The sequence below is a fragment of the Caulobacter sp. GW821-FHT09B08 genome (assembly GCF_059418225.1).
This window is the reverse complement of record NZ_JBWKPL010000002.1, coordinates 210,309-230,002: the sequence shown is the minus strand read 5'-3', so window position 1 is coordinate 230,002 and position 19,694 is coordinate 210,309. Positions and strand designations below refer to the sequence as shown.

Below are 19,694 nucleotides of genomic sequence, written 5' to 3'. Positions count from 1 at the left end.
AGGGTGCGCCGATCACGGAGGCGGTTGTGTCGACCAGATCTACCGAACGCGGCGGAACAGTCAGGGTTCAATGGCCGTCCGCCGAGAAGGGGCCGGCATGAGCCGCCTGCTGATCGCAAGCCTCGACCGGTTCGGTCCCTTGCGCGACAGTGTTCGGGATAGTCTGATGTCGTGCTCCCAGACAGTCGAGCGCTTCGAAGCGGGCCAAGCCATCCTGGCCGCCGGCGAGCGATCGCACTTGCGCTTGCTGGCCCGCGGCCTGGCGGTGAAGCAACAGGTCTTGGCCGACGGCGGGCGCCAGATTTTCGGCGTGGCCACGCCCGGTGACCTGATTGACCTGGCGGGACTATTCGTCGGCGCCGATCACGAGGTCCAGGCTCTGGGACCTTGCGAGGTGCGCAGCACGACGCCCCATGAGTTGCGGACGATGGTGCGCGCCCACCCGAACCTTTTGTCCGCTCTGTGCCGCGCCGTCCTGACCGAGGCCCAATGGCAGCGCAACTGGATGGTTGGCCTGGGGCGCCGCTCGGCGGCCGCCAGGACGGCCAATCTCTTGTGCGAGGTCTATTGGCGTCAGCAGGCGCTGCAGTTGGCCCGGGACGGTCGTTGCGACTTCCCGGCGGTGCAAGGCGACATCGCCGACGCCCTGGGCCTGTCGGTCGTGCATATCCACCGCGTGCTGCGCGGCTTGCGCGACGATGGCTTGGCCGCGCTGCGCAACGGGGTGCTGGAGATCGACGACTGGGACGGGCTCGCGGTGCTGGGGGACTTCGACGCCGGACGACTAGCCCCCCAGCAGGATCCCGCCGAATGGGCGGTGATCACCGCAGCTCGCCAGACGCAAAGTCCTCGAGAGGAAGATTAATGCGCAGGGTCCGATCAATTGATCGCAAGCGCGACCGGTCAGCGCCTTGGCTGTCCTTGAAAGAAAGCCATTGAGCCGTCTATCGGCGGCGAGCCCGGAACGGCGCCGTGTGGCGGACCTTGATCAGGGGCGGATAGGACCGCGCGAGGCGTCGCGATGAAGACCTACCACTTCGATATTTCGGGCGAGGTTCAGCCGACGCTCGAAGTCGTCGAAGCGGCCGACGACGCCGCCGCCGCGCGCCAAGCCCTGTTGTTACTGTCGGAAATCCTGCGCGACCGTGCCCTTTCCGCCTCCGCCAACGTGATCCTGCGCATCATCGTCCGAGACGATGGGGGGCGGAGGATCTGGGAGGGCGCGGCTTCGGGCCGGGCCTGACCGTCCCGGCGGTAACGCCGCCCTCGACATTCGGCCTAGGTCGCCAGACGGTTGGCCTTCACCGTCACCGTGACAATGAGACCATCCGGATCCCAGGCGTAGTCGAGCGAGCCGCCAAGCTGGCGAGACATGGATCGCGCGATCAAAGAGCTTCCGAAGCCCTCGGCGGAGGGCGGCGTCACGCGCGGACCGCCGCGTTCGGTCCAGATGATGACCAGGTCATCGCCAGAGGCGCCGCAAGAGACATCCAGGGAACCTGCAGGACCCGACAGTGCGCCGTACTTCATCGAATTGGTGGCTAGTTCGTGGAGGACAAGCGCCAAGGCCGTCGCCCCGTTGTTGCCGACGCCCATGCGAGGGACGGACACCCTGATGCGCCCCTTGAACGCGCCGAGGTCGTTGTAAGGCGCAAGGAGAACGGTCACGAGATCCCCGAGCAGGGCCGCCTTGCCTTGCTGCCCCGGGATCGGACGAACCAAGTCGTGGGCGCGGCCCAAGGCGGTCAGGCGCTCCATCAGCTCTTCGGCCATCTGGGCCGGGGTGCTCGCTGACCGAGCCGTGATCGCGGTAAGGCCCGTGGCGATATTCAGCAGGTTCTTCACCCGATGGCTCATTTCGCCGGCCAGCAGTTCATGGCCCTCCTCGGCCTGCTTCCGACCGGTGACATCCAGGAAGACGCCAAGAACGACGCGATCCACGGCGTTGCGTTCGACGCCCGTGCCCCGCGCCGAGATCCAGCGGACTTCGTCGCCGACCAGAATCCGAAAATCCAGATCGTAAGCCCCGACAATCGCCTTGGTCGTGGCGAAGGCCGCGCGGACGCGATCGCGATCGGAGGGGTGGATGCGGACGGAAAGATCCTCGAAGCAGACCTTATCGCTCGGCGGAAGATCCCAGAGTTCGAACGCCCGATCGTCGAGATCAAGCTGGTCGGTGTCGACGTTCCAGGACCAGAGCGCGACCCCCGCCGCTTTCACGGCGGAGCGCAGGCGCTTGTCATCCCAAAGGCCGCGCATCGAGCTCGACATGGTTGCGGTGCCTGCGAATAGGGTTGAGCCGAGCAGGCCACGTCGTGACAAGCGCGTCTTATCTGGTGGCTAGACGCGTCTAACAGCGACCCATCGGATGTAGAGCACCCTGATTGAAAGCACTGTCGATTACTCGACTCGCGCGCGTGTCACGGCAAGCGTTGCCGCGATCAGACGCAGACTGGTGCCGGATCAGGCGCCGGACCCCGGCTCGGCCATCTTGCGATGCTGTTCGGCGAGCACGCTTTGAGGCGTCACCGCCGCCATCGCCGCCTGCAGCTTGTTCTTGAAGCCGGCCACGACATCGCCTTCGCCCTTCAGCATGGCGCGATACCCAATCTTGGCCACGTCGGCGGGGTCGGCCTTCTTAGGATCGGCGCCGACCTTGGTGTCGAGCATGTCGGCGCGTTCGAAGAACTCGGTGTCGGTCGGACCGGGCATCAGGCAGCTGACCGTGACGTTGGTGTCCTTCAGCTCGTTGCGCAGCGCGAACGAGAAGCTGTCGAGGAAAGCCTTGGTGCCGTTGTAGACGGCCTGGAACGAACCTGGCATCAGGCCGGCGATCGAGCCGGTGATCAGGATCTTGCCACGGTCGCGCTCGCGCATGGCGCGGCCGACCCTGTGCAGCAGGTAGATCGTGCCGGTGACGTTGGTGTCGACCACGAACCGGGCCTCGTCCCAGTCCTGGTCGAGGAAAGCGTGGCCCAGGCCGCGACCCGCATTGGCCATCAGGGCGTCGACGGGCCGCTCCCCGATCAGCGCCAACAGCTTGTCGACGCCGTCGGTGGTCGACAGGTCGACCTGCAGCGCCTCGACACGGGTCCCGAGGTGCTCGAGACCGACCTGGGCCTCGGCGATCGACATCGCATCGGCCGCGATGATCAGGTCATAACCGTCCTCGGCGGCGAGCCGGGCCAGTTCATAGCCGATGCCGGACGAGGCCCCCGTCACCACGGCCAGGGGGCGACGTTCCTCGATCATCACGCCGCTTCCTTCTGCCAGTCGGGCTTGAGGACAACCTTGGTCACCTCGTTCTGGTTTTCCTTGAACATCTTGTAGCCGTCCGGGGCGCTCTCCAGCGGCAGGCGGTGGCTGATCAGGAAAGTGGTGTCGATGACATCCTCGCCAATCAGGTCGAGCAGCGGCCGCAGGTACTTGTGAACATGGGTCTGGCCGGTCTTGATCTGCAGGCCCTTCTCCATCATCGCGCCGATCGGCATCTTGTCGCCCATCCCGCCATAGACGCCAGGCACCGAAATCCGGCCGCCGGATCGGCAGGCCATCATCACCTCGCGCAGCACGTGAGGCCGGTCGGTGCCCAGGCGCGTGGCCACCTTGACCGCGTCGAGCACGTTGTCGATCGAGAAGCCGTGGCTCTCCATGCCGACCGCGTCGATGCAGGCGTCGGGACCGATGCCGCCAGTCATCGCCATCAGCGCCTCGCGCACCTTGACGTCGTGATAGTTGATCACCTGGGCGCCCATCCCCTTGGCCAGGTCCAGCCGGTGGGGATGGTGATCGATGGCGATCACCTTGTGCGCGCCCTGGATCAGGGCGCTCTGGATCGCGAACAGGCCGACCGGGCCGCAGCCCCAGACCGCCACGGTGTCGCCCGGCTCGATCTGGCAGTTCTCGGCCGCCATCCAGCCGGTGGGCAGGATGTCGGACAAGAACAGCACCTTGTCGTCCTCCAGCCCGTCGGGAATGACGATCGGGCCGACGTCGCTATAGGGCACGCGGACATACTCGGCCTGGCCGCCGGCATAGCCGCCGGTCATGTGCGAATAGCCGAACAGCCCCGTCATGGCCGTACCGTAGGCGATCTCGCCCAGGTCCTGGGTCTCGGCCGGATTGGAGTTCTCGCAGCCCGAGAACTGCTGCTTCTCGCAATGGAAGCACTTGCCGCAGGCGATCACGAACGGGACCACGACCCGCTGGCCCTTCTGCAGGGTCGAGCCTGGGCCGGTCTCGACGACCTCGCCCATGAACTCGTGGCCCAGGATGTCGCCCCGCTCCATCGAGGGGATCATGCTGTCGTACAGGTGCAGGTCCGAGCCGCAGATGGCGGTCGAGGTGATCTTGATGATCGCGTCGCGGGGATTGATGATCTTCGGGTCGGGCACGGTGTCCATGCGGACGTCGTGTTTTCCGTGCCAGGTCAGGGCGCGCATGGGCGTCTCCGTCTTATCAAATGAGGGTTCGGCTCAGCCTTGCGGCGCGGCTTCGGGGGATTTCGTGGTGGAGATCTCGCCGGTTTCCATCAGCTGCTTGAAGCGGCGAAGCTCCCGGCGAGCCTGGATCTTCGGCTCCTTCTGGAAGAGCTTGGCGATTAGCTTGCCCAGGTCGCCGCCGGGCGGCTCGTAGACGATGGTCGCGGTCACTTCGGTGCCGCGCCCCGGAGGTGCGTCGCGAAACTCGATGCGGCCGGCGTTCTTGATGTCGGCGCCCTCGGCCGACTCCCAGGCCAGGGTGTCGTTCTCGACTTCCTCGGTGAGAATGCTGTCCCATTCGACCGTCTTGCCTGCCGGAGCCTTGACCACCCAGTGCGAGCGACCGCCCTCGCCGGGCGTGACGCTTTCGACGTTCTCCATGAACAGGGCCAGGTTCCGGAAGTCGCGCCAGAACGCATAGAGCTCGGCGCGTGGCCGGTTGATCGTGACGGTGCGGCCAACCAGGGCCGCGGCATGCCAGTCGTGCTCCTCGGCGACCGCGTGGGCGACGTCGCGCTGATGGACGGCGGCAGTCAGCGGCGCGTCGCTTTCCAGCGCGCGGGCGATGGTCTCGTCGGACATGGGGTGGTTCTCCTGTCCGCTGACAACCGCTCGGGGGGACAGGTGTTCCTGCCGCGACGAGAAAGACTTGCGGCGCGCGGCGGCCAGCAAGGCGGCCATCGCGGCGAAGCTTATGGCCCATGAAGTTCGCCCACCGGCCGCTCCCGCCCACGGTCGTCCTGACGTGCAGCCCTCCACGGAGCCATTGTCCCGCCGCGCCGTTTGCGTTGCTCACCGAGGGCAAGATGATGATCCCGCCGACACCAGGCTCGACCGCCAGGCGATGGAACACCCTATCCATGCGCATCCTGCTGGGACTGGCGGTGGGTCTGCTGGCGGGTGCGGCGCTGAGCGGTCGGTCGTCGGCGACGCTCGATCTGTTGTCCGCCCTCGCCGCTCCGGTCGGACAGCTGTGGCTCGACGCCCTGACGATGACGGTCGTGCCGCTCGTGTTCGGTCTCCTGGTGACGGGCGTCGGCTCGGCGACCTCCAGCGCCAAGGCGGGGGGCGTGGCGGCCCGGGCGATGCTCTGGTTCGTCATCCTGCTGGTCGCGGCTTGCGCGCTCAGCGCGGTGCTGACGACCACGATTTTGGCCTGGACGCCGATCCCCGCCGGCAGCATGGCCCTGCGCGCGCCGAGCTCGGGTCCGCCGGTCCTGGCGGCGACCGGAGCCTGGTTCAGCGGCATCATCCCCGCCAATCCCGTCAAGGCCGCCGCCGAGATGAGCATGGCTCCGCTGGTGGTCTTCGCGCTGTTCTTCGGTTTCGCGGCCAGTCGGATCGAGACCCATCTGCGTGCGCCGCTGACGACCTTCTTCGAAGCCGTGGTGGCGACGATGCTGGTCATCGTCCACTGGGTGCTGCTCGTCGGCCCGATCGGCGTCATGGCGCTCGGGTTCGGCGTCGGCGCCAAGATGGGCCTGGGCGCGGCGGGAACGCTCGTCCACTACGTCCTGGTCGTCGCCGCCGCTTGCCTGGCCGTCACCCTGTCAGCCTACGTCCTGTCGGCGCTCGTTGGACGGATCTCTCCCCTCGCCTTCGCCAAGGCCGCCCTTCCCGTTCAGGTCGTCGCCCTTGGCACGCAATCTTCGCTGGCCTGCCTTCCGGCCATGATCACCGCGACGGGCGCATTGAGGACCTCGCCCGGCGCCGCCGAAGTCGTTCTGCCGCTCTCGGTGTCGATCTTCCGGGCGGCGAGCGCGGCGGCCAACATCGCCGTGGCCATCTATCTGGCCCACCTTCACGGCGTCGTGCTGTCGCCCGCCACACTGATGATCGGCGTCCTGGTCGCGGCGGCCGTGAGCTTGGCGGCGGTCGGCTTGCCGGCCCAGGTCTCGTTCTTCGCGACCATCGGTCCCGTCTGCCTGGCCATGGGCGTTCCGCTCGACGCCCTGCCCGTCCTGCTGGCGGTCGAGACGATCCCCGACATCTTCCGGACGCTCGGGAACGTCACCACGGATCTGGCGGTCGCCCGCATCGTCGGCCGCCCTCGCGACGGCGCAGCGACCATCGGCCACGAAAGCGAGTGCGCCGAGCCGGCCCGGTGAACTGCAAGGACGCCCGTAAGCCTCGCCGCACCAGCATCATTTGATGGGACGTCTGTCTCGTCGCCGCAATTTGCTCAAGACGGCGCCGTGCCTCGATGTAGGCGGATACAGGCGGCTAAATCGCTCAACGGGCGAAAAACGCCCCTCTGTAGCCAGATCTCTAGCCTTGAGCTCCGTCGCTGAGCGCCGGACGGCGCCGCATATCGGAATGAATTCGGAACAGGCGACGAGGCGACCGGTTGGACAGGCCTCACCCCAATCGGAACTTCTCTCATGGCCACCACGGCTAAAACCAAAGCCAGGAAGACTTCGACGCGCGCGGCGACCAAGGCCGCGGCGGCGCCCAAGGCCCGCGGACTGGACGCGATCTCGCTGCTCATCGCCGATCACCGCGAGGTGGACGACTATTTCGACCAGTACGAGACCCTCACCGACGACGCGGCCAAGAAGGCGTTGGCCGACCAGATCTGCCTGGCGCTGAAGGTGCATGCCCAGATCGAGGAGGAATTCTTCTATCCGCCGGCCCGCGAGGAGACCGGCGACGGCGACCTGATCGACGAAGCCATCGTCGAGCACATGGGCGCCAAGACCCTGATCGCGCAGATCGAGGCCGGCGCGCCCGGCCAGCCGCTCTACGACGCCAAGATCAAGGTGTTGGGCGAGCAGGTCCGCCATCACGTCAAGGAGGAGGAGGAAGAGCTCTTCCCCGAGGTGCGCGAAACCAAGATCGACCTGCAAGCCCTGGGCGCCAAGCTCGCGGCCCGCAAGGCCGAGCTGGTGAGCCTTCTCGCCGCCCCGCCGATCCTGGCCTGACGGCCACTTCCCCAATTTCCTCTGCATCGAGCCTGGCGCTCGAAGGACACCCCATGGCCAAGAGCCCCTCGAAGACTCCCTCCAAGACACCCGTGAACAAGGACCAGGCGCGCAACGGCGCGCTCGGTGAAACCCTGGTCGCCCCGGGCGGCGAGCTGCACCAGCAGGCCGGCGAGCCGGCCGCCCAGCTGACCACCAATCAAGGTGTGCCCATCGCCGATAACCAGAACTCGCTGAAGGCGGGCGCACGGGGACCGGTGCTGCTGCAGGACTTCATCCTGCGCGAAAAGATCATGCACTTCGACCACGAGCGCATTCCCGAGCGCGTGGTCCACGCCCGCGGCTCTGCCGCGCACGGCTTCTTCGAATGCCTGGACTCGGCCGCCGACGTCACCAGCGCCGACTTCCTGCAGCGGGTCGGCGAGCGCATCCCCGTCTTCACCCGCTTTTCGACCGTGGCCGGCAACAAGGGCTCGTCCGACCTGGCCCGCGACGTTCGCGGCTTCGCGGTCAAGTTCTACACCCAGCAGGGCAATTTCGATCTCGTCGGCAACAACATCCCTGTGTTCTTCATCCAGGACGCCATCAAGTTCCCGGACCTGATCCACGCGGCCAAGCCCGACCCCGATCGCGAGTTCCCGCAAGCCCAGACCGCGCACGACACCTTCTGGGACTACATCTCGCTGACGCCCGAGAGCATGCACATGATCATGTGGATCATGTCGGACCGCACCATCCCCCGCTCCTACCGGATGATGGAAGGGTTCGGCGTTCACACGTTCCGGCTGGTCAACGCCGCGGGCGGGTCGACCTTCGTGAAGTTCCACTGGCGCCCGAAGCTCAACGCCCAGTCCGTGGTCTGGGATGAAGCGGTCAAGATCAACGGCGCCGATCCCGATTTCCACCGTCGCGACCTGTGGGAAGCGATCGACACCGGCGACTTCCCCGAGTGGGAGTTCTGCCTGCAGACCTTCACCCAGGAGCAAGCCGACGCTCTGCCCTTCGACGTGCTCGACGCGACCAAGGTCATTCCCGAAGAGGTTATCCCGCTAAGGGTGGTCGGCCGCATGGTCCTGGATCGCAACCCCGACAACTTCTTCGCCGAGACCGAACAGGTCGCCTACTGCACCTCGCACGTTGTGCCCGGCATCGACTTCACCAACGACCCGCTGCTGCAGGGCCGGCTGTTCTCGTATCAGGACACTCAGCTCAAGCGCCTGGGCTCGCCCAACTTCCACCAGATCCCGATCAACCAGCCCAAGTGCCCGTTCCACAACCTGCAACGCGACGGCCACATGCAGATGAACGTGCCCAAGGGTCAGGTGAATTACGAGCCTTCCAACCTGGGCGCGGACGTGGCGCGGGAGTCCCTCGAGACCGGCTACCACACCTTCCCGAGCGTCGAGACGGGCGAGCAGCTTCGCCTGCGCCCCGAGACCTTCGCCGACCACTACACCCAGGCCCGGATGTTCTTCTTCAGCCAGACCGAACCGGAGCGGGATCACATCGTCGCGGCCCTGATCTTCGAACTGAGCCGCTGCCAGGTGGCCGCAGTTCGCGAGGCGATGCTGTCACGCCTCACCAACATCGACGAAACCCTGGCCCTGCGCGTCGCGACAGGCCTTGGCCGACGCGGCGAGATCACGCCAGCGCCGGCTTCGGTCCCGGCCGTCGAGATGGAGCTGTCGCCCGCACTCAGCATCCTGGCCAAGGCCGCGCCGGGGCTACTCGGCCGCAAGGTCGGTTGCCTGGTGACCGACGGCGTGGACGACGCCTTGCTGGCGCAGCTCCGCGAGGCGGTGACGGCGGCCGGCGCCAAGCTGGCCATCGTCGCGCCGACGATCACCGGCGTGGTCACGGCGGGCGGCGAGTTGCTCGCGGCCGACTTCCGCGTGGACGGCGGGCCCTCCGTGCTGTTCGACGCCGTCGTGCTGTTGCCCTCCGACGAGGGCGGCGCCGCCCTGGCGCTGGAAGCCACGGCGGTCAACTTCGTGCGTGACGCCTTCGGCCACCTGAAGGTCATCGCTTACCTGCCATCGGCCGCCCCGTTGTTCGTCAAGGGCGGGCTCTCGGACGCCAATCCAGACGTCGACGCCGGCTTGATCAACCTGCCAAAGGCTTCGATCGACGACTTTATCGCGGCGGCGCAGGCCGGCCGCATCTGGGCGCGCGAACCGCTCGTGCGCAAGGTCTTCTAAACCGGAACGCCGAGTAAAACTCCGGCCGCCCATGCGCTGCCTTGGCGCATGGGCGGCCGAAGACGCCCTTTGAAGCGTTGTTGCGTAGCGATAAGGCCCGAAAGGCGGACTCTCCCAAGGTCAGAGGAGCGCCAAGCTAAGACGAACGGAATCACGCCGATATAGGCCAACATCTCGGCAGCACCGCGCTGAGAATTTTTTTACCGACACCGGCTCCCGCCAGGTCGTGGGACGTCAGGCCGAGCACCACGGCGACCATGCTGGTCTGGAGAACGCCAGTGCCGTGGCGATGAAGAGGCGGCGGTAGGAGCGATTGCGCACAGGCCGTCACACTTGACGATTTGAGACGTTCGGCATGACCTATTGAGACGTTCTGGCAGGCCGACATCATGAGTCTCAAGGCTGGAAAAGGCTCGAGCAGCCATGCTCGAGACAGCCTCAGCGCCAAAGTACTTGCGCTGATCGTCGAGCTATTGCCGTCAGGATTCTGCACCGAGCAAGCGGTGGCGAAGCGCCTTTCCATGAATCGGCGCACACTTCATCGAAGCTTGGAGAGTGAAGCGACGAGCTATTCGGATCTCTTGAAGCATGCCCGCTTTACGATGATTGAAGATTGGTATTCTGAACCTGGCATAACGCTGACGTCGCTCTCGGCCAGAATGGGCTTTAAGAGTCTATCCGCCCTTTCCCGATGGCGACGAAACAACGAAGAACATGTCTGGAAAAAGACATCGCTTGGATCCAATGAAATCTATTGGACCGATGACGACGCCTATTCCTTTATCATCAAACTCGAACCTTTGCCGCGCCGGCGCAAGCGATAGACGCGAGGCGCTTTTCTCTAAGTTGGAACTGGCACGATAGCTGTCGTGGCACACAACCATTGCATTGCCACTTATCGCCCTTGAAGCGAATACGGTGTCACAGAAGGACAAACCGTTCGCGCGGATGGGTATATTAATACCGCATCGCGATGCATTTAGTGGCATTTCACCATGAGGGATTCGAACCACATTTAATATAGCAATTACAGATACTTACCAAGAATCGAGACCAAGTCGTACAAACGGCGGAACCTCGCAAGCATTTGTATTTCAACGACTTTTGGACCGCAAAGGCCAGTGGCGCGCCCTGCTGGATTCGAACCAGCGACCGCTCGCTTAGAAGGCGAGTGCTCTATCCAGCTGAGCTAAGGGCGCGAACCCCGAGGGTTCCTTGGGAAGCTTGCGGCTGAAAGCCTAGTGCGTCCAGGGTTGGCGGCGGCCGGCGGCGAAGTTGTCGGCATAGGCCTTGATGATCCGCTTGGGCGTCTTGGGCTCGAACAGCTGGAACGAGATCTCGTGGCGCTGGGCGTAGGCCACGGCCTCGTCGCGGGTCTCGAAGTTCAGACGCACCTGGCCGTTCATGTCGCTCGACTGGGTCCAACCCATCAGGGGGTCGGGACGTCTGGCCGAGGCCGGTTCGAACTCCAGCACCCAGTCCTTGGTCTTGGCCTTGCCGGACTGCATGGCGGTCTTGGCGGGGCGATAGATGCGCGCGAGCATGAAGGCAGCCTCTCCAGGTCGTTTCGGGGTGGTCGGAGCGGCAGGATTTGAACCTGCGACCCTCTGGTCCCAAACCAGATGCGCTACCAGGCTGCGCTACGCTCCGAAACACCGAGCGGCTGCTCTACAGGGCTTCGGCGCCGGGGGCAAACGGAACGGGACCATGGGCCTGTAAGAATTCAGCCTTTCGGGAAGATTTTGTTGAGCACCCGGTCGCCGGGCAGGATTCCCAGCTGGGCGGCGCGGCCACCGGCGATCTCCAGCACTCCGCCGACCGGGCCGCCCGAGGGAATCGGGGTCTCGTCGTGCGGCACGGCGTTGCGGGCGATCGACAGCACCCGGCCGTCGGGACCGATATAGATGATGTCCAGCGGGATCAGGGTGTTCTTCATCCAGAACGCGGCCCGCTGGGGCGGCTTGTAGGGGAAGAGCATGCCGCGGTCGGGCGCCAGCGACTTGCGGAACATCAGCCCCCTCGCCTGCTCGGCCTTGGTCACGGCCAGTTCGACGGTGAACTTGGCCCGGCCGCGCATGGTGACGATCTCGACGGTGTCGAGCTTGAGCGACGCATTGGCGGCGACGGGCTTGGGCTTGGCCTGCCAGGCCTGGGCCGGCGTCGCGGCGAGGCCTCCGGCGAGCAGGGCCGCGCCGACCAAAGCCAGGGCCAGCCCTCGAGCGCGCCGACCGATCGTCGTCATGAATGTCACGCAGGCCTCATCATCCGCCAGTCGCCCTCGTCATGAGGCGCGACGACCGATCCTACGACGTCGAAGGCGGACGGCGAAAGCCGGTTCAATCCTCGCCGGGCGTGATCTCGGCGACCACCAGGCCCTTTGGGCCTTCGGCGAAGCGCACCATCACGTCGTCGCCCGGCTGGAGATCCTCCAGCCCGCCGCGACGCAGGGTCTCGATGTGCACGAAGATGTCGCCCGGCTGGTTGTCGCGCACGACGAAGCCGTAGCCCTTGGTGCGGTTGAACCACTTGACCTTGGCCCGCTCGGCCGGCCCGACCGGCTCCAGGGCCTGGCGGCCGCTGTCGATGCCAGAACGGAAGCCGTTGTCACGACGCAGGCCCATGCCGCCGTCGCCGAACGCGCGCTTGGGGCGCTCCAGGGCCACGCTGGCGGCGCTTTCGTCCAGGTCGACCACCTCGGACACCTGCCAGCCCTTGGGACGCTTGACCACGTCGCAGACGATGGTCGCCCCCTCCAGCGCCGTCTCGCGCCCGCAGTTGCGCAGCGAGGTCACGTGCAGCAGCACGTCCTTCAAACCGGTCTGCCCGGGATCGTCGGGCACGATGAATCCGTAGCCCTTCCCGGTGTCAAACCACTTCACACGACCGCTGATCCGCACGAACTCTTCGTGCGACCCCGAGTCCTCGAAATCGAAACCAGACATTCCGCCCCTCTGGCTCGCCCCAGCCCATAAGGCAGACAGCCCAAGGGGCGAGCACCACAGAATAACACTGTTCTCGCGAGAGGAGAGCCGTCAATAACCAATTGACATACAACGGCCATGTTCAGCGTCCCGCGACATTTCGTCGCGGTCACAAGACCGAAATAATCCTGATGGCCGTGGTGGGTGGTAGTCCCTAGGGGAGTCGAACCCCTCTCTCCAGAATGAAAATCTGGCGTCCTAACCGATAGACGAAGGGACCACGGTCGCCTGCATTAGGCGGGTATTCGCATGTAAAGTCTAAGTAGGCTTCGCGGTGGTAGTCCCTAGGGGAGTCGAACCCCTCTCTCCAGAATGAAAATCTGGCGTCCTAACCGATAGACGAAGGGACCACGTGGCCGCGAAGAGCAGGCGATATACAAAGCTTCCCCCCGGGGCGCAAGCGACGAAAAGCAGTTTTTTCAGGTCGTGCGCATGCGGGGGTCGGCGACGTCCTCGATCTCCAGCTGAACCCCTTCCCGGCCCATGTAATCGTCCGGTTTCAGACGGCCCACCACGTGCAGGGCGCCGCCGCCGGACAGCAGGCGCTCGCCCAGCGAGGTCTCGGCCGAGCGCCAGGAGATCGCCTTGATTCGGTCGCCGGAGGGGCCGACGAGGTCGACTCGCACGTGGCCGCCCTTCATCGCCATCATCCGCTCGGGGCGCACGCCGGCCAGGGCGAACATAGGCTCGGGATTGCCGGGGCCGAACGGCGCCAGCTGCTGAAACTCGGTCCACAGGGCGCGATTGGCGGCGCGGGGCTGGACCAGGGCGTCGATGTCGACCCCCTCGACGCCCACGGCTTCCATCTCGCCGGCCAGCCGTTCCTCCAGGAAGGCGCGGAACTCGGGAATCGAGTCGGGGCGGATCGACAGGCCCGCCGCCATGGCGTGGCCGCCGCCGGCCATCAGCAGGCCGGCCTCATAGGCCGCCTGGATCGCCGCGCCGAGGTTGACGCCGGGCTGGGACCGGCCCGAGCCCTTGCCGACATTGGCGGCGCGGTCGATGCCGATCACCACCACCGGCTTGCGATAGCGCTCGCGCAGGCGGCCGGCGACGATGCCGATCACCCCGGGGTGCCACCCCTCGCCCGCCACCACGATCACCGGGGCGTCGGGGTTGAAGTTGCTGCCGCGTTCGAGAATGGCGGCGGCCTCCTCGACCACGGCGGCTTCCACGGCCTTGCGCTCGGTGTTGAGGCCGTCCAGCTCCTCGGCCAGGACACGGGCTTCCTCGGGATCGTCGGTGGACAGCAAGCGCGCGCCGAGATCGGAGCGACCGATGCGGCCGCCGGCGTTGATGCGCGGCCCCAGGATGAAGCCGGCGTGGAACACGCTGGCGGGGCCGGAGCCCTTGCCCACCTCGAACAGGGCCTTCAGGCCCGGATTGCCCCAGTTGGACATGGTGCGCAGGCCCAGGGTGGTCAGGGCGCGGTTGAAGCCGACCAGCTGGGTGACGTCGCAGACCTCGCCCATGGCGACGAGATCCAACCACTGGCGCAGGTCCGGCTGCGGACGCTCGTCGGTGAACAGGCCGCGCTTGCGGGCCTCGCGGTTCAGAGCGGCCAGCAGGACGAAGGTCACGCCGGCGGCGGCCAGCACCCCCTGCCCGCTCTGGCAGCCCGGCCGGTTGGGATTGACCACGGCGGCGGCGGCCGGCGGGTCCTCGCGCATCAGGTGGTGGTCGATCACCACCACTTCCAATCCGATGGTGGCGGCGCTGGCGATGGCGTCATAGGCGGCCGCGCCGCAGTCCAAGGTGACGACCAGCTCTGCGCCGGTGTCGCGGATGGTCCTGAACGCCGCCGGACTGGGGCCGTAGCCCTCGGTCAGGCGGTCGGGGATGTAGATGGGCAGTTCCACGCCCATGTAGCGGAACCAGCGCACCAGCTGGGCGGCGCTGGTGGCGCCGTCGACGTCGTAGTCGGCGAACACCATGGTCGGGCGGCCGGCCTCCAGAGCGTCGATCAGGATCTCGGCGGCCCGGTCCATGTCCGTGAAGCTGGACGGGTCAGGGAACAGCGCCTTCAGGGTGGGCCGCAGATAGTGCTCGGCGGCGTCCGCGCTCACACCCCGCGAGGCCAGGGCCCGGGCCAGGGGCTCGGACAGGCCATGGACCTGCTGGTGGCTGCGTGCGGCGGCCGCGTCGCCCGGCCGCTCGCGCCAGGCCCGGCCGCTGATCGAGCGCGAGACGTCGAGGAAGTGGCCGGTCGTGAGCGGAGGGTTCCCGTCAGCCATGGCTCAGCCCTTCCTGGCGAAAAAGCGGCTGAAAATGCGGAGCTTGGCTGTCGTGGTCATCTCCCGAGCCTACGCCCTTCGGCGGATTCGCTCCACGTGCGGCGCGAGGCTGGAAGATAGGTCGCAGGTGCGTCAGGAGCGGACGCCGCTCCGGCCTAAGCCGACAGCTCCGCCACCAGCGTCACCTCGTTGGCCGAGCCCAGCACCACCGGCACGCGCTGGTGCAGCTTGGTCGGCTGGATGTCCAGGATCGGGTTCACGCCGTCGGTCGACTTGCCGCCGGCGCGCTCGACGATCAGCGACATGGGATTGGCTTCGTAGAGCAGGCGCAGCTTGCCGGGCTTATCGGGCTCGCGGGCGTCCCAGGGGTACATGAAGATGCCGCCGCGCATCAGGATGCGGTGGACGTCGGCCACCATCGAGGCGACCCAGCGCATGTTGAAGTTCTTGGCCCGAGGCCCGGTCTTGCCCGCCAGGCAGCCGTCGATATAGGCCCGCACCGGCGGGGCCCAGTGGCGCTGGTTGGACATGTTGATCGCGAACTCGGCCGTGTCGGGCGAGATGGCGACGGTCTCGTGGGTCAGGCGCCAGGCGCCGTCGGCGTCCAGGGTGAAGCCGACCACGCCGCGCGACAGGGTCAGCACCAGCATGGTCTGCGGGCCGTAGACCGCATAGCCCGCCGCCGCCTGCTGGCGGCCGGGCAGCAGGAAGTCGGCCTCGCTGGGCGCGACGCCGGCCGGCGCGGGCAGGACCGAGAAGATGGTGCCGACCGAGACGTTGACGTCGATGTTGCTGGAGCCGTCCAGCGGATCGAAGGTCACCAGATAACCGCCCACCGCCCCAGTGGTCTCGATCACGTCCAGTTCCTCGGAGGCCAGGCCCGCCACCAGCGGACAGCCGTTCAGGGCGTCGCGCAGGATGTCGTTGGTGATGATGTCGAGCTTCTTCTGCTCTTCGTCCTGGATGTTGACGTGACCGGCCGCGCCCAGGCTGCCGGAGATCGCGCCCGACGCCACCACCTTGCTAATCTGGGCGCAGGCCCCGGCCACCACCGTGACGACGGCCTTCACCTCGTCGCTCGCCGGTTCGTCAGCGAGCCATCCGGCGAGATCGGTCAGGGTGGTCATCGAAGGGCCTCGTGCGACGAAAGGATTCGGCGCGACCTTAGACCACGCCTGGGACAATTGCCGATCCGAACGGATCGGCGACCGGCTCTAGAGTGTTGTTGTGACGCATTTTCCGGCGACGAGGCGACATTCGCCTCTCGCCGGAGGCCCTCAGGCCCTGCGCTTCATGCGCACTTCGCGCACCGTACCGGTCGACGAGTTCATGACCAGCGTATGGGTGTGAACGAAGCCGTCCTTGTAGGTCACCCCGTCCAGCAGGTTGCCCCAGGTGACGCCGGTGGCGGCGAAGATGGCGTCGGCGCGGACGATCTCGTGCAGATCGTACTTCTTGTCGAGCTCGGTGATACCCCACTTGGCCGCGCGCGACTTCTCGTCGGCGTTGCGGAACACCAGCCGCCCCTGGAACTGGCCGCCGACGCACTTCAGCGCCGCGCAAGCCAGCACGCCCTCGGGCGCGCCGCCGGAGCCGACATAGAGGTCGATGCCGGTGGTCGGGTCGGTGGTGGCGATCACCCCGGCCACGTCGCCGTCGGTGATCAGGTTCACGCGCGCGCCCACCGAGCGGATGCTGGCGATGATCTCGGCGTGACGCGGGCGGTCCAGCACGCAGACGGTGATGTGCTCGGGGTCCACGCCCTTGGCGGCCGCCACGGCCTTGATGTTGTCGGCCGGCGACTTGTCCAGGTCGATCACCCCGGCCGGCAGGCCCGGTCCGCAGGCGATCTTGTCCATATAGGTGTCGGGGGCGTTCAGCAGGCTGCCCTTGGGGGCCCAGGCCATCACGGCCAGGGCGTTGGGCATGGCTTTCGCCGTCAGGGTGGTGCCTTCCAGCGGGTCCAGGGCGATGTCGATCGCGGGCCCCTGCCCCGTGCCGACCTTCTCGCCGATATAGAGCATCGGCGCCTCGTCGCGCTCGCCCTCGCCGATCACGATCTCGCCGTCGATGTTGAGTTCGTTCAGCGCGTTGCGCATGGCGTCGACGGCGGCCTGGTCGGCGGCCTTCTCGTCGCCTCGCCCCACCAGGGTCCATGAGGCGATGGCGGCGGCTTCGGTCACGCGGACCGCGTCCAGGACCAGCGCGCGGTCCAGGGTCTTCGAACTCATCAACGTCTCCCAGCCTATGCGAGGCTTGAATTCCGACCGCTTGGCGCGGTTCTCAGATGCGCGCGACGCGCAAAAGGCGGGGACGCTCTAGCACGGCGTGCAGCTTTTCGATGCGGCTAATCGCATCCAGCAGATTGGATTCGGGAGTCGCGTGCGTGACGAGCACGATCGGCACGCCCCCCGCTCCCTCGACCGGCTTTTGCAGGAAGCTGTCGATCGACACCCCGCATTCGGCCAGGGTTTCGGAAATGGCGGCGATGGCGCCGGGCTCGTCGCGGACCATGATCCGCAGATAGGCCTTGCCCACCGACTTGGACGGATCGACGGCCACGAACGACTTCAGCCGGCCAGCCGGAGCCTGGAACACCGGACGCACGGCCTTGGTCATGACGTCGGCGATGTCGGCGGCCACGGCGGCTGCGGTCGGGCCGGCGCCCGCGCCGGGGCCCTGGATATAGATGCGGCCGATCCGCTTGCCCTCGATGAACAGGGCGTTCAGCGCCCCGCCCGCCTGGGCCAGCGGGTGCTCCAGCGGCACCAGCGAGGGATGGACCTTCACCGACACGCCGTCGGCGGCCTTGGCCGCGCCGGCGACCAGCTTGATCCGATAGCCCAGGTCCTTGGCCAGCTTGATGTCCAGCAGCTCGACCTCGCTGATCCCCTCGATTTCGGCGGCGTCGTAGTTGGGCGCGCAGCCAAAGGCGAGCGCCGCCAGGATGCTGATCTTGTGGCCGGCGTCGAAACCGCCGACGTCCATGGTCGGGTCGGCCTCGGCATAGCCCAGGCCCTGGGCCTCGCGCAGCACGTCGGCGAACGCGCGGCCGGTCTTCTCCATCTCGCTGAGGATGAAGTTGCAGGTGCCGTTGAGGATGCCGGCCACGCCCACGACTTCGTCACCGACCATGGCCTCGCGCAGCATCTTCACCGCCGGGGTGCCGCCCATGACGGCGGCCTCGAACAGCAACGGCACGTCATTGGCCTCGGCCAGGGCGGCCAGCTCGGCGCCGTGCTCGGCGATCAGGGCCTTGTTGGCGGTGACCACCGGCTTGCCCAGCTTCAGGGCCGCCTCGACGGCGGCTTTCGCCGGACCGTCGCTGCCGCCCACCAGTTCGACGAACAGGTCCACGTCCGGCGACGAGGCCAGGGCCACCGGATCGTCGAACCAGGTCAGGCCCGAGATGTCGACCGTGCGCGGCCTCGACTTCGAACGCGCCGAGACCGCCGTCACCACGGCCCGCTCGCCGGCCGGGGCAAAGTCCGGCTGCTCGGCCAGGAACTGCAGCAGACCCCCGCCAACGGTGCCGAGGCCGGCGACGCCGACGCGCCAGGTCTTCTGAGTCATGCTTGCGTTCCTAGTTCGAGAGACCGAGCCGCGCCCCGTGGGGCCGGCGGCTCAGGCCTGTTCCATCTTGTTGTGCGCCTTGGCCAGGATGGTGTCGGCGTTGGCGATGAACTTCTTGACGTTGCGGGCCGCCTGCTTGATCCGCTGCTCGTTCTCGACCAGGCCGATGCGCACATAGCCCTCGCCGTATTCGCCGAAGCCGATGCCCGGGGCGACGGCGACACCGGCCTCCTCGATCAGCAGGCGCGAGAACAGCATCGAGCCGGCCGCCTCGAACTGCGGCGGGATTTTGGCCCAGGCGAACATCGAGGCCGGCGGATTGGGGATGTCCCAGCCCGCGCTCTTCATCGACTTGATCAGGGTGTCGCGGCGGCTCTTGTAGATGCCGCGGATCTCATCGACGCAGTCCTGCGGGCCGTTCAGGGCGGCGGCGGCGGCCACCTGCACGGGGGTGTAGGCGCCGTAGTCCAGATAGGACTTCACCCGGGCCAGGGCCGAGCAGATGCGGGCGTTGCCCACCACCATGCCCACGCGCCAGCCGGCCATGGCGTAGGTTTTCGACAGCGAGTTGACCTCGACGGCGATGTCCTTGGCGCCGTCGACCTGCAGGATCGACGGCGGCGGGTTGTCCTCGAAATAGATCTCGCCATAGGCCACGTCGCTGATCACCAGCAGGTCGTGCTTTTTCGCCAGGGCGACGGCGTCCTTGTAGAAGTCCAGGTCCACCGACTGGGCGGTGGGGTTGGACGGATAGGACAGGATCAGCACGCTAGGCGGCGGCACCGAGTGCTTCACCGCGCGGCTGATGTTGGACAGGTACTGTTCGGGGCTGAGCGCCGGCACGTGGCGGATCACGCCGCCGGCCATGATGAAGCCGAAGGCGTGGATCGGATAGGCCGGGTTCGGACAGATGATCACGTCGCCGGGCGCGGTCAGGGCCTGGGCGAGGTTGGCGAAGCCTTCCTTGGAGCCCAGGGTGGCGATCACCTCGGTGTCGGGGTTCAGCTTCACGCCGAAACGACGGTCGTAATAGCCCGCCATGGCCTTGCGCAGGCCGGCGATGCCCTTGGACGCCGAATAGCGGCCGGCCTTGGGATCGCGCGCCGTCTCGATCAGCTTGTCGACGATGTGCTTGGGCGTGGGCATGTCGGGATTGCCCATGCCGAAGTCGATGATGTCCGTGCCCTCGGCGCGCAGGCGCGCCTTGATCTTGTTCACCTCTTCGAAAACGTAGGGCGGAAGGCGGCGGATGCGGTGGAAATCGGAGGTCATGAATTGCTCATTGCGCCGCTGCGGCGCGCCGGGA

The 19,694-nt window shown here is 66.7% G+C and carries 18 protein-coding genes and 4 tRNA genes; 6 read left to right on the top strand and 16 right to left on the bottom strand.

Annotated features, from left to right (window positions below; translation table 11 throughout):
* Window positions 1-97 precede the first annotated feature (97 nt).
* Both AC07OA_RS07505 and AC07OA_RS07500 read left to right on the top strand, forming a co-directional pair.
* The gene (locus AC07OA_RS07505) at window positions 98-865 is read left to right on the top strand and encodes a Crp/Fnr family transcriptional regulator (protein ID WP_494663161.1); all 768 of its coding nucleotides are present in this window, start codon (window positions 98-100) and stop codon (window positions 863-865) included.
* A gap of 156 nt (window positions 866-1,021) precedes the next feature.
* Window positions 1,022-1,243: a DUF6894 family protein gene (locus tag AC07OA_RS07500; RefSeq protein WP_494663160.1), complete on the top strand. Its 222-nt coding sequence runs from the start codon at window positions 1,022-1,024 to the stop codon at window positions 1,241-1,243.
* A 35-nt stretch (window positions 1,244-1,278) separates the two neighbouring features.
* On the opposite strand, the gene AC07OA_RS07495 is transcribed toward AC07OA_RS07500, so the two are convergent.
* The 4 genes from AC07OA_RS07495 to AC07OA_RS07480 all read right to left on the bottom strand — a co-directional run bounded on the left by AC07OA_RS07495 (window position 1,279) and on the right by AC07OA_RS07480 (window position 5,063).
* Window positions 1,279-2,271 (bottom strand): sensor histidine kinase, encoded by a 993-nt coding sequence (locus AC07OA_RS07495; protein WP_494663159.1) that lies wholly within the window; start codon window positions 2,269-2,271, stop codon window positions 1,279-1,281.
* Between the two features lie 192 nt (window positions 2,272-2,463).
* A complete protein-coding gene (locus tag AC07OA_RS07490; protein WP_494663158.1) occupies window positions 2,464-3,252 on the bottom strand; it encodes an SDR family NAD(P)-dependent oxidoreductase in 789 nt (262 codons plus the stop codon).
* Window positions 3,252-4,442, bottom strand: a complete 1,191-nt coding sequence (locus AC07OA_RS07485) for a zinc-dependent alcohol dehydrogenase (RefSeq protein WP_494663157.1) — start codon at window positions 4,440-4,442, stop codon at window positions 3,252-3,254. Before AC07OA_RS07485 ends, AC07OA_RS07490 begins: the two co-directional genes overlap by 1 nt.
* 33 nt (window positions 4,443-4,475) lie before the next feature.
* Window positions 4,476-5,063, bottom strand: a complete 588-nt coding sequence (locus AC07OA_RS07480) for an SRPBCC family protein (RefSeq protein ID WP_494663156.1) — start codon at window positions 5,061-5,063, stop codon at window positions 4,476-4,478.
* Between the two features lie 278 nt (window positions 5,064-5,341).
* Here AC07OA_RS07480 and AC07OA_RS07475 point away from each other — a divergent pair, with 278 nt between their 5' ends.
* From AC07OA_RS07475 to AC07OA_RS07460, 4 genes are all read left to right on the top strand, one after another.
* A complete protein-coding gene (locus tag AC07OA_RS07475; RefSeq protein ID WP_494663155.1) occupies window positions 5,342-6,589 on the top strand; it encodes a dicarboxylate/amino acid:cation symporter in 1,248 nt (415 codons plus the stop codon).
* Window positions 6,590-6,862: 273 nt separating this feature from the next.
* Window positions 6,863-7,402, top strand: a complete 540-nt coding sequence (locus tag AC07OA_RS07470) for a hemerythrin domain-containing protein (RefSeq protein WP_494663154.1) — start codon at window positions 6,863-6,865, stop codon at window positions 7,400-7,402.
* 53 nt (window positions 7,403-7,455) lie between these two features.
* Window positions 7,456-9,600 (top strand): catalase, encoded by a 2,145-nt coding sequence (locus AC07OA_RS07465; protein ID WP_494663153.1) that lies wholly within the window; start codon window positions 7,456-7,458, stop codon window positions 9,598-9,600.
* Window positions 9,601-9,989: 389 nt separating this feature from the next.
* A complete protein-coding gene (locus AC07OA_RS07460) occupies window positions 9,990-10,424 on the top strand; it encodes a hypothetical protein (RefSeq protein WP_494663152.1) in 435 nt (144 codons plus the stop codon).
* Window positions 10,425-10,722: 298 nt separating this feature from the next.
* On the opposite strand, the gene AC07OA_RS07455 is transcribed toward AC07OA_RS07460, so the two are convergent.
* The 12 genes from AC07OA_RS07455 to AC07OA_RS07400 all read right to left on the bottom strand — a co-directional run bounded on the left by AC07OA_RS07455 (window position 10,723) and on the right by AC07OA_RS07400 (window position 19,660).
* A tRNA-Arg gene (locus AC07OA_RS07455) sits at window positions 10,723-10,799 on the bottom strand.
* Between the two features lie 39 nt (window positions 10,800-10,838).
* Window positions 10,839-11,144, bottom strand: a complete 306-nt coding sequence (locus AC07OA_RS07450; RefSeq protein ID WP_165187923.1) for an ETC complex I subunit — start codon at window positions 11,142-11,144, stop codon at window positions 10,839-10,841.
* 29 nt (window positions 11,145-11,173) lie between these two features.
* Window positions 11,174-11,250, bottom strand: a tRNA-Pro gene (locus AC07OA_RS07445).
* 73 nt (window positions 11,251-11,323) lie between these two features.
* Window positions 11,324-11,842, bottom strand: coding sequence for a DUF192 domain-containing protein (locus AC07OA_RS07440; RefSeq protein WP_494663151.1), 519 nt, complete (start codon window positions 11,840-11,842; stop codon window positions 11,324-11,326).
* A 94-nt stretch (window positions 11,843-11,936) separates the two neighbouring features.
* A complete protein-coding gene (gene cspD, locus AC07OA_RS07435; RefSeq protein ID WP_494663150.1) occupies window positions 11,937-12,542 on the bottom strand; it encodes a stationary phase survival cold shock domain protein CspD in 606 nt (201 codons plus the stop codon).
* Between the two features lie 184 nt (window positions 12,543-12,726).
* Window positions 12,727-12,801, bottom strand: a tRNA-Glu gene (locus AC07OA_RS07430).
* A 55-nt stretch (window positions 12,802-12,856) separates the two neighbouring features.
* Window positions 12,857-12,931 (bottom strand) — tRNA-Glu (locus AC07OA_RS07425).
* Window positions 12,932-13,000: 69 nt separating this feature from the next.
* On the bottom strand, window positions 13,001-14,815 hold the full coding sequence (gene recJ, locus AC07OA_RS07420; RefSeq protein ID WP_494663149.1) for a single-stranded-DNA-specific exonuclease RecJ: 1,815 nt from the start codon (window positions 14,813-14,815) through the stop codon (window positions 13,001-13,003).
* A 155-nt stretch (window positions 14,816-14,970) separates the two neighbouring features.
* Complete coding sequence (locus AC07OA_RS07415) at window positions 14,971-15,942, bottom strand: class 1 fructose-bisphosphatase (RefSeq protein WP_494663148.1); 972 nt, start codon at window positions 15,940-15,942, stop codon at window positions 14,971-14,973.
* Window positions 15,943-16,092: 150 nt separating this feature from the next.
* Complete coding sequence (glpX, locus tag AC07OA_RS07410) at window positions 16,093-17,046, bottom strand: class II fructose-bisphosphatase (protein ID WP_494663147.1); 954 nt, start codon at window positions 17,044-17,046, stop codon at window positions 16,093-16,095.
* A 52-nt stretch (window positions 17,047-17,098) separates the two neighbouring features.
* Window positions 17,099-18,388 carry a homoserine dehydrogenase gene (locus tag AC07OA_RS07405; RefSeq protein WP_494663146.1) on the bottom strand — a complete coding sequence of 430 codons (1,290 nt, stop codon included), beginning with the start codon at window positions 18,386-18,388 and terminating at the stop codon, window positions 17,099-17,101.
* 51 nt (window positions 18,389-18,439) lie between these two features.
* Window positions 18,440-19,660: an LL-diaminopimelate aminotransferase gene (locus AC07OA_RS07400; RefSeq protein ID WP_494663145.1), complete on the bottom strand. Its 1,221-nt coding sequence runs from the start codon at window positions 19,658-19,660 to the stop codon at window positions 18,440-18,442.
* Window positions 19,661-19,694: the final 34 nt, after the last annotated feature.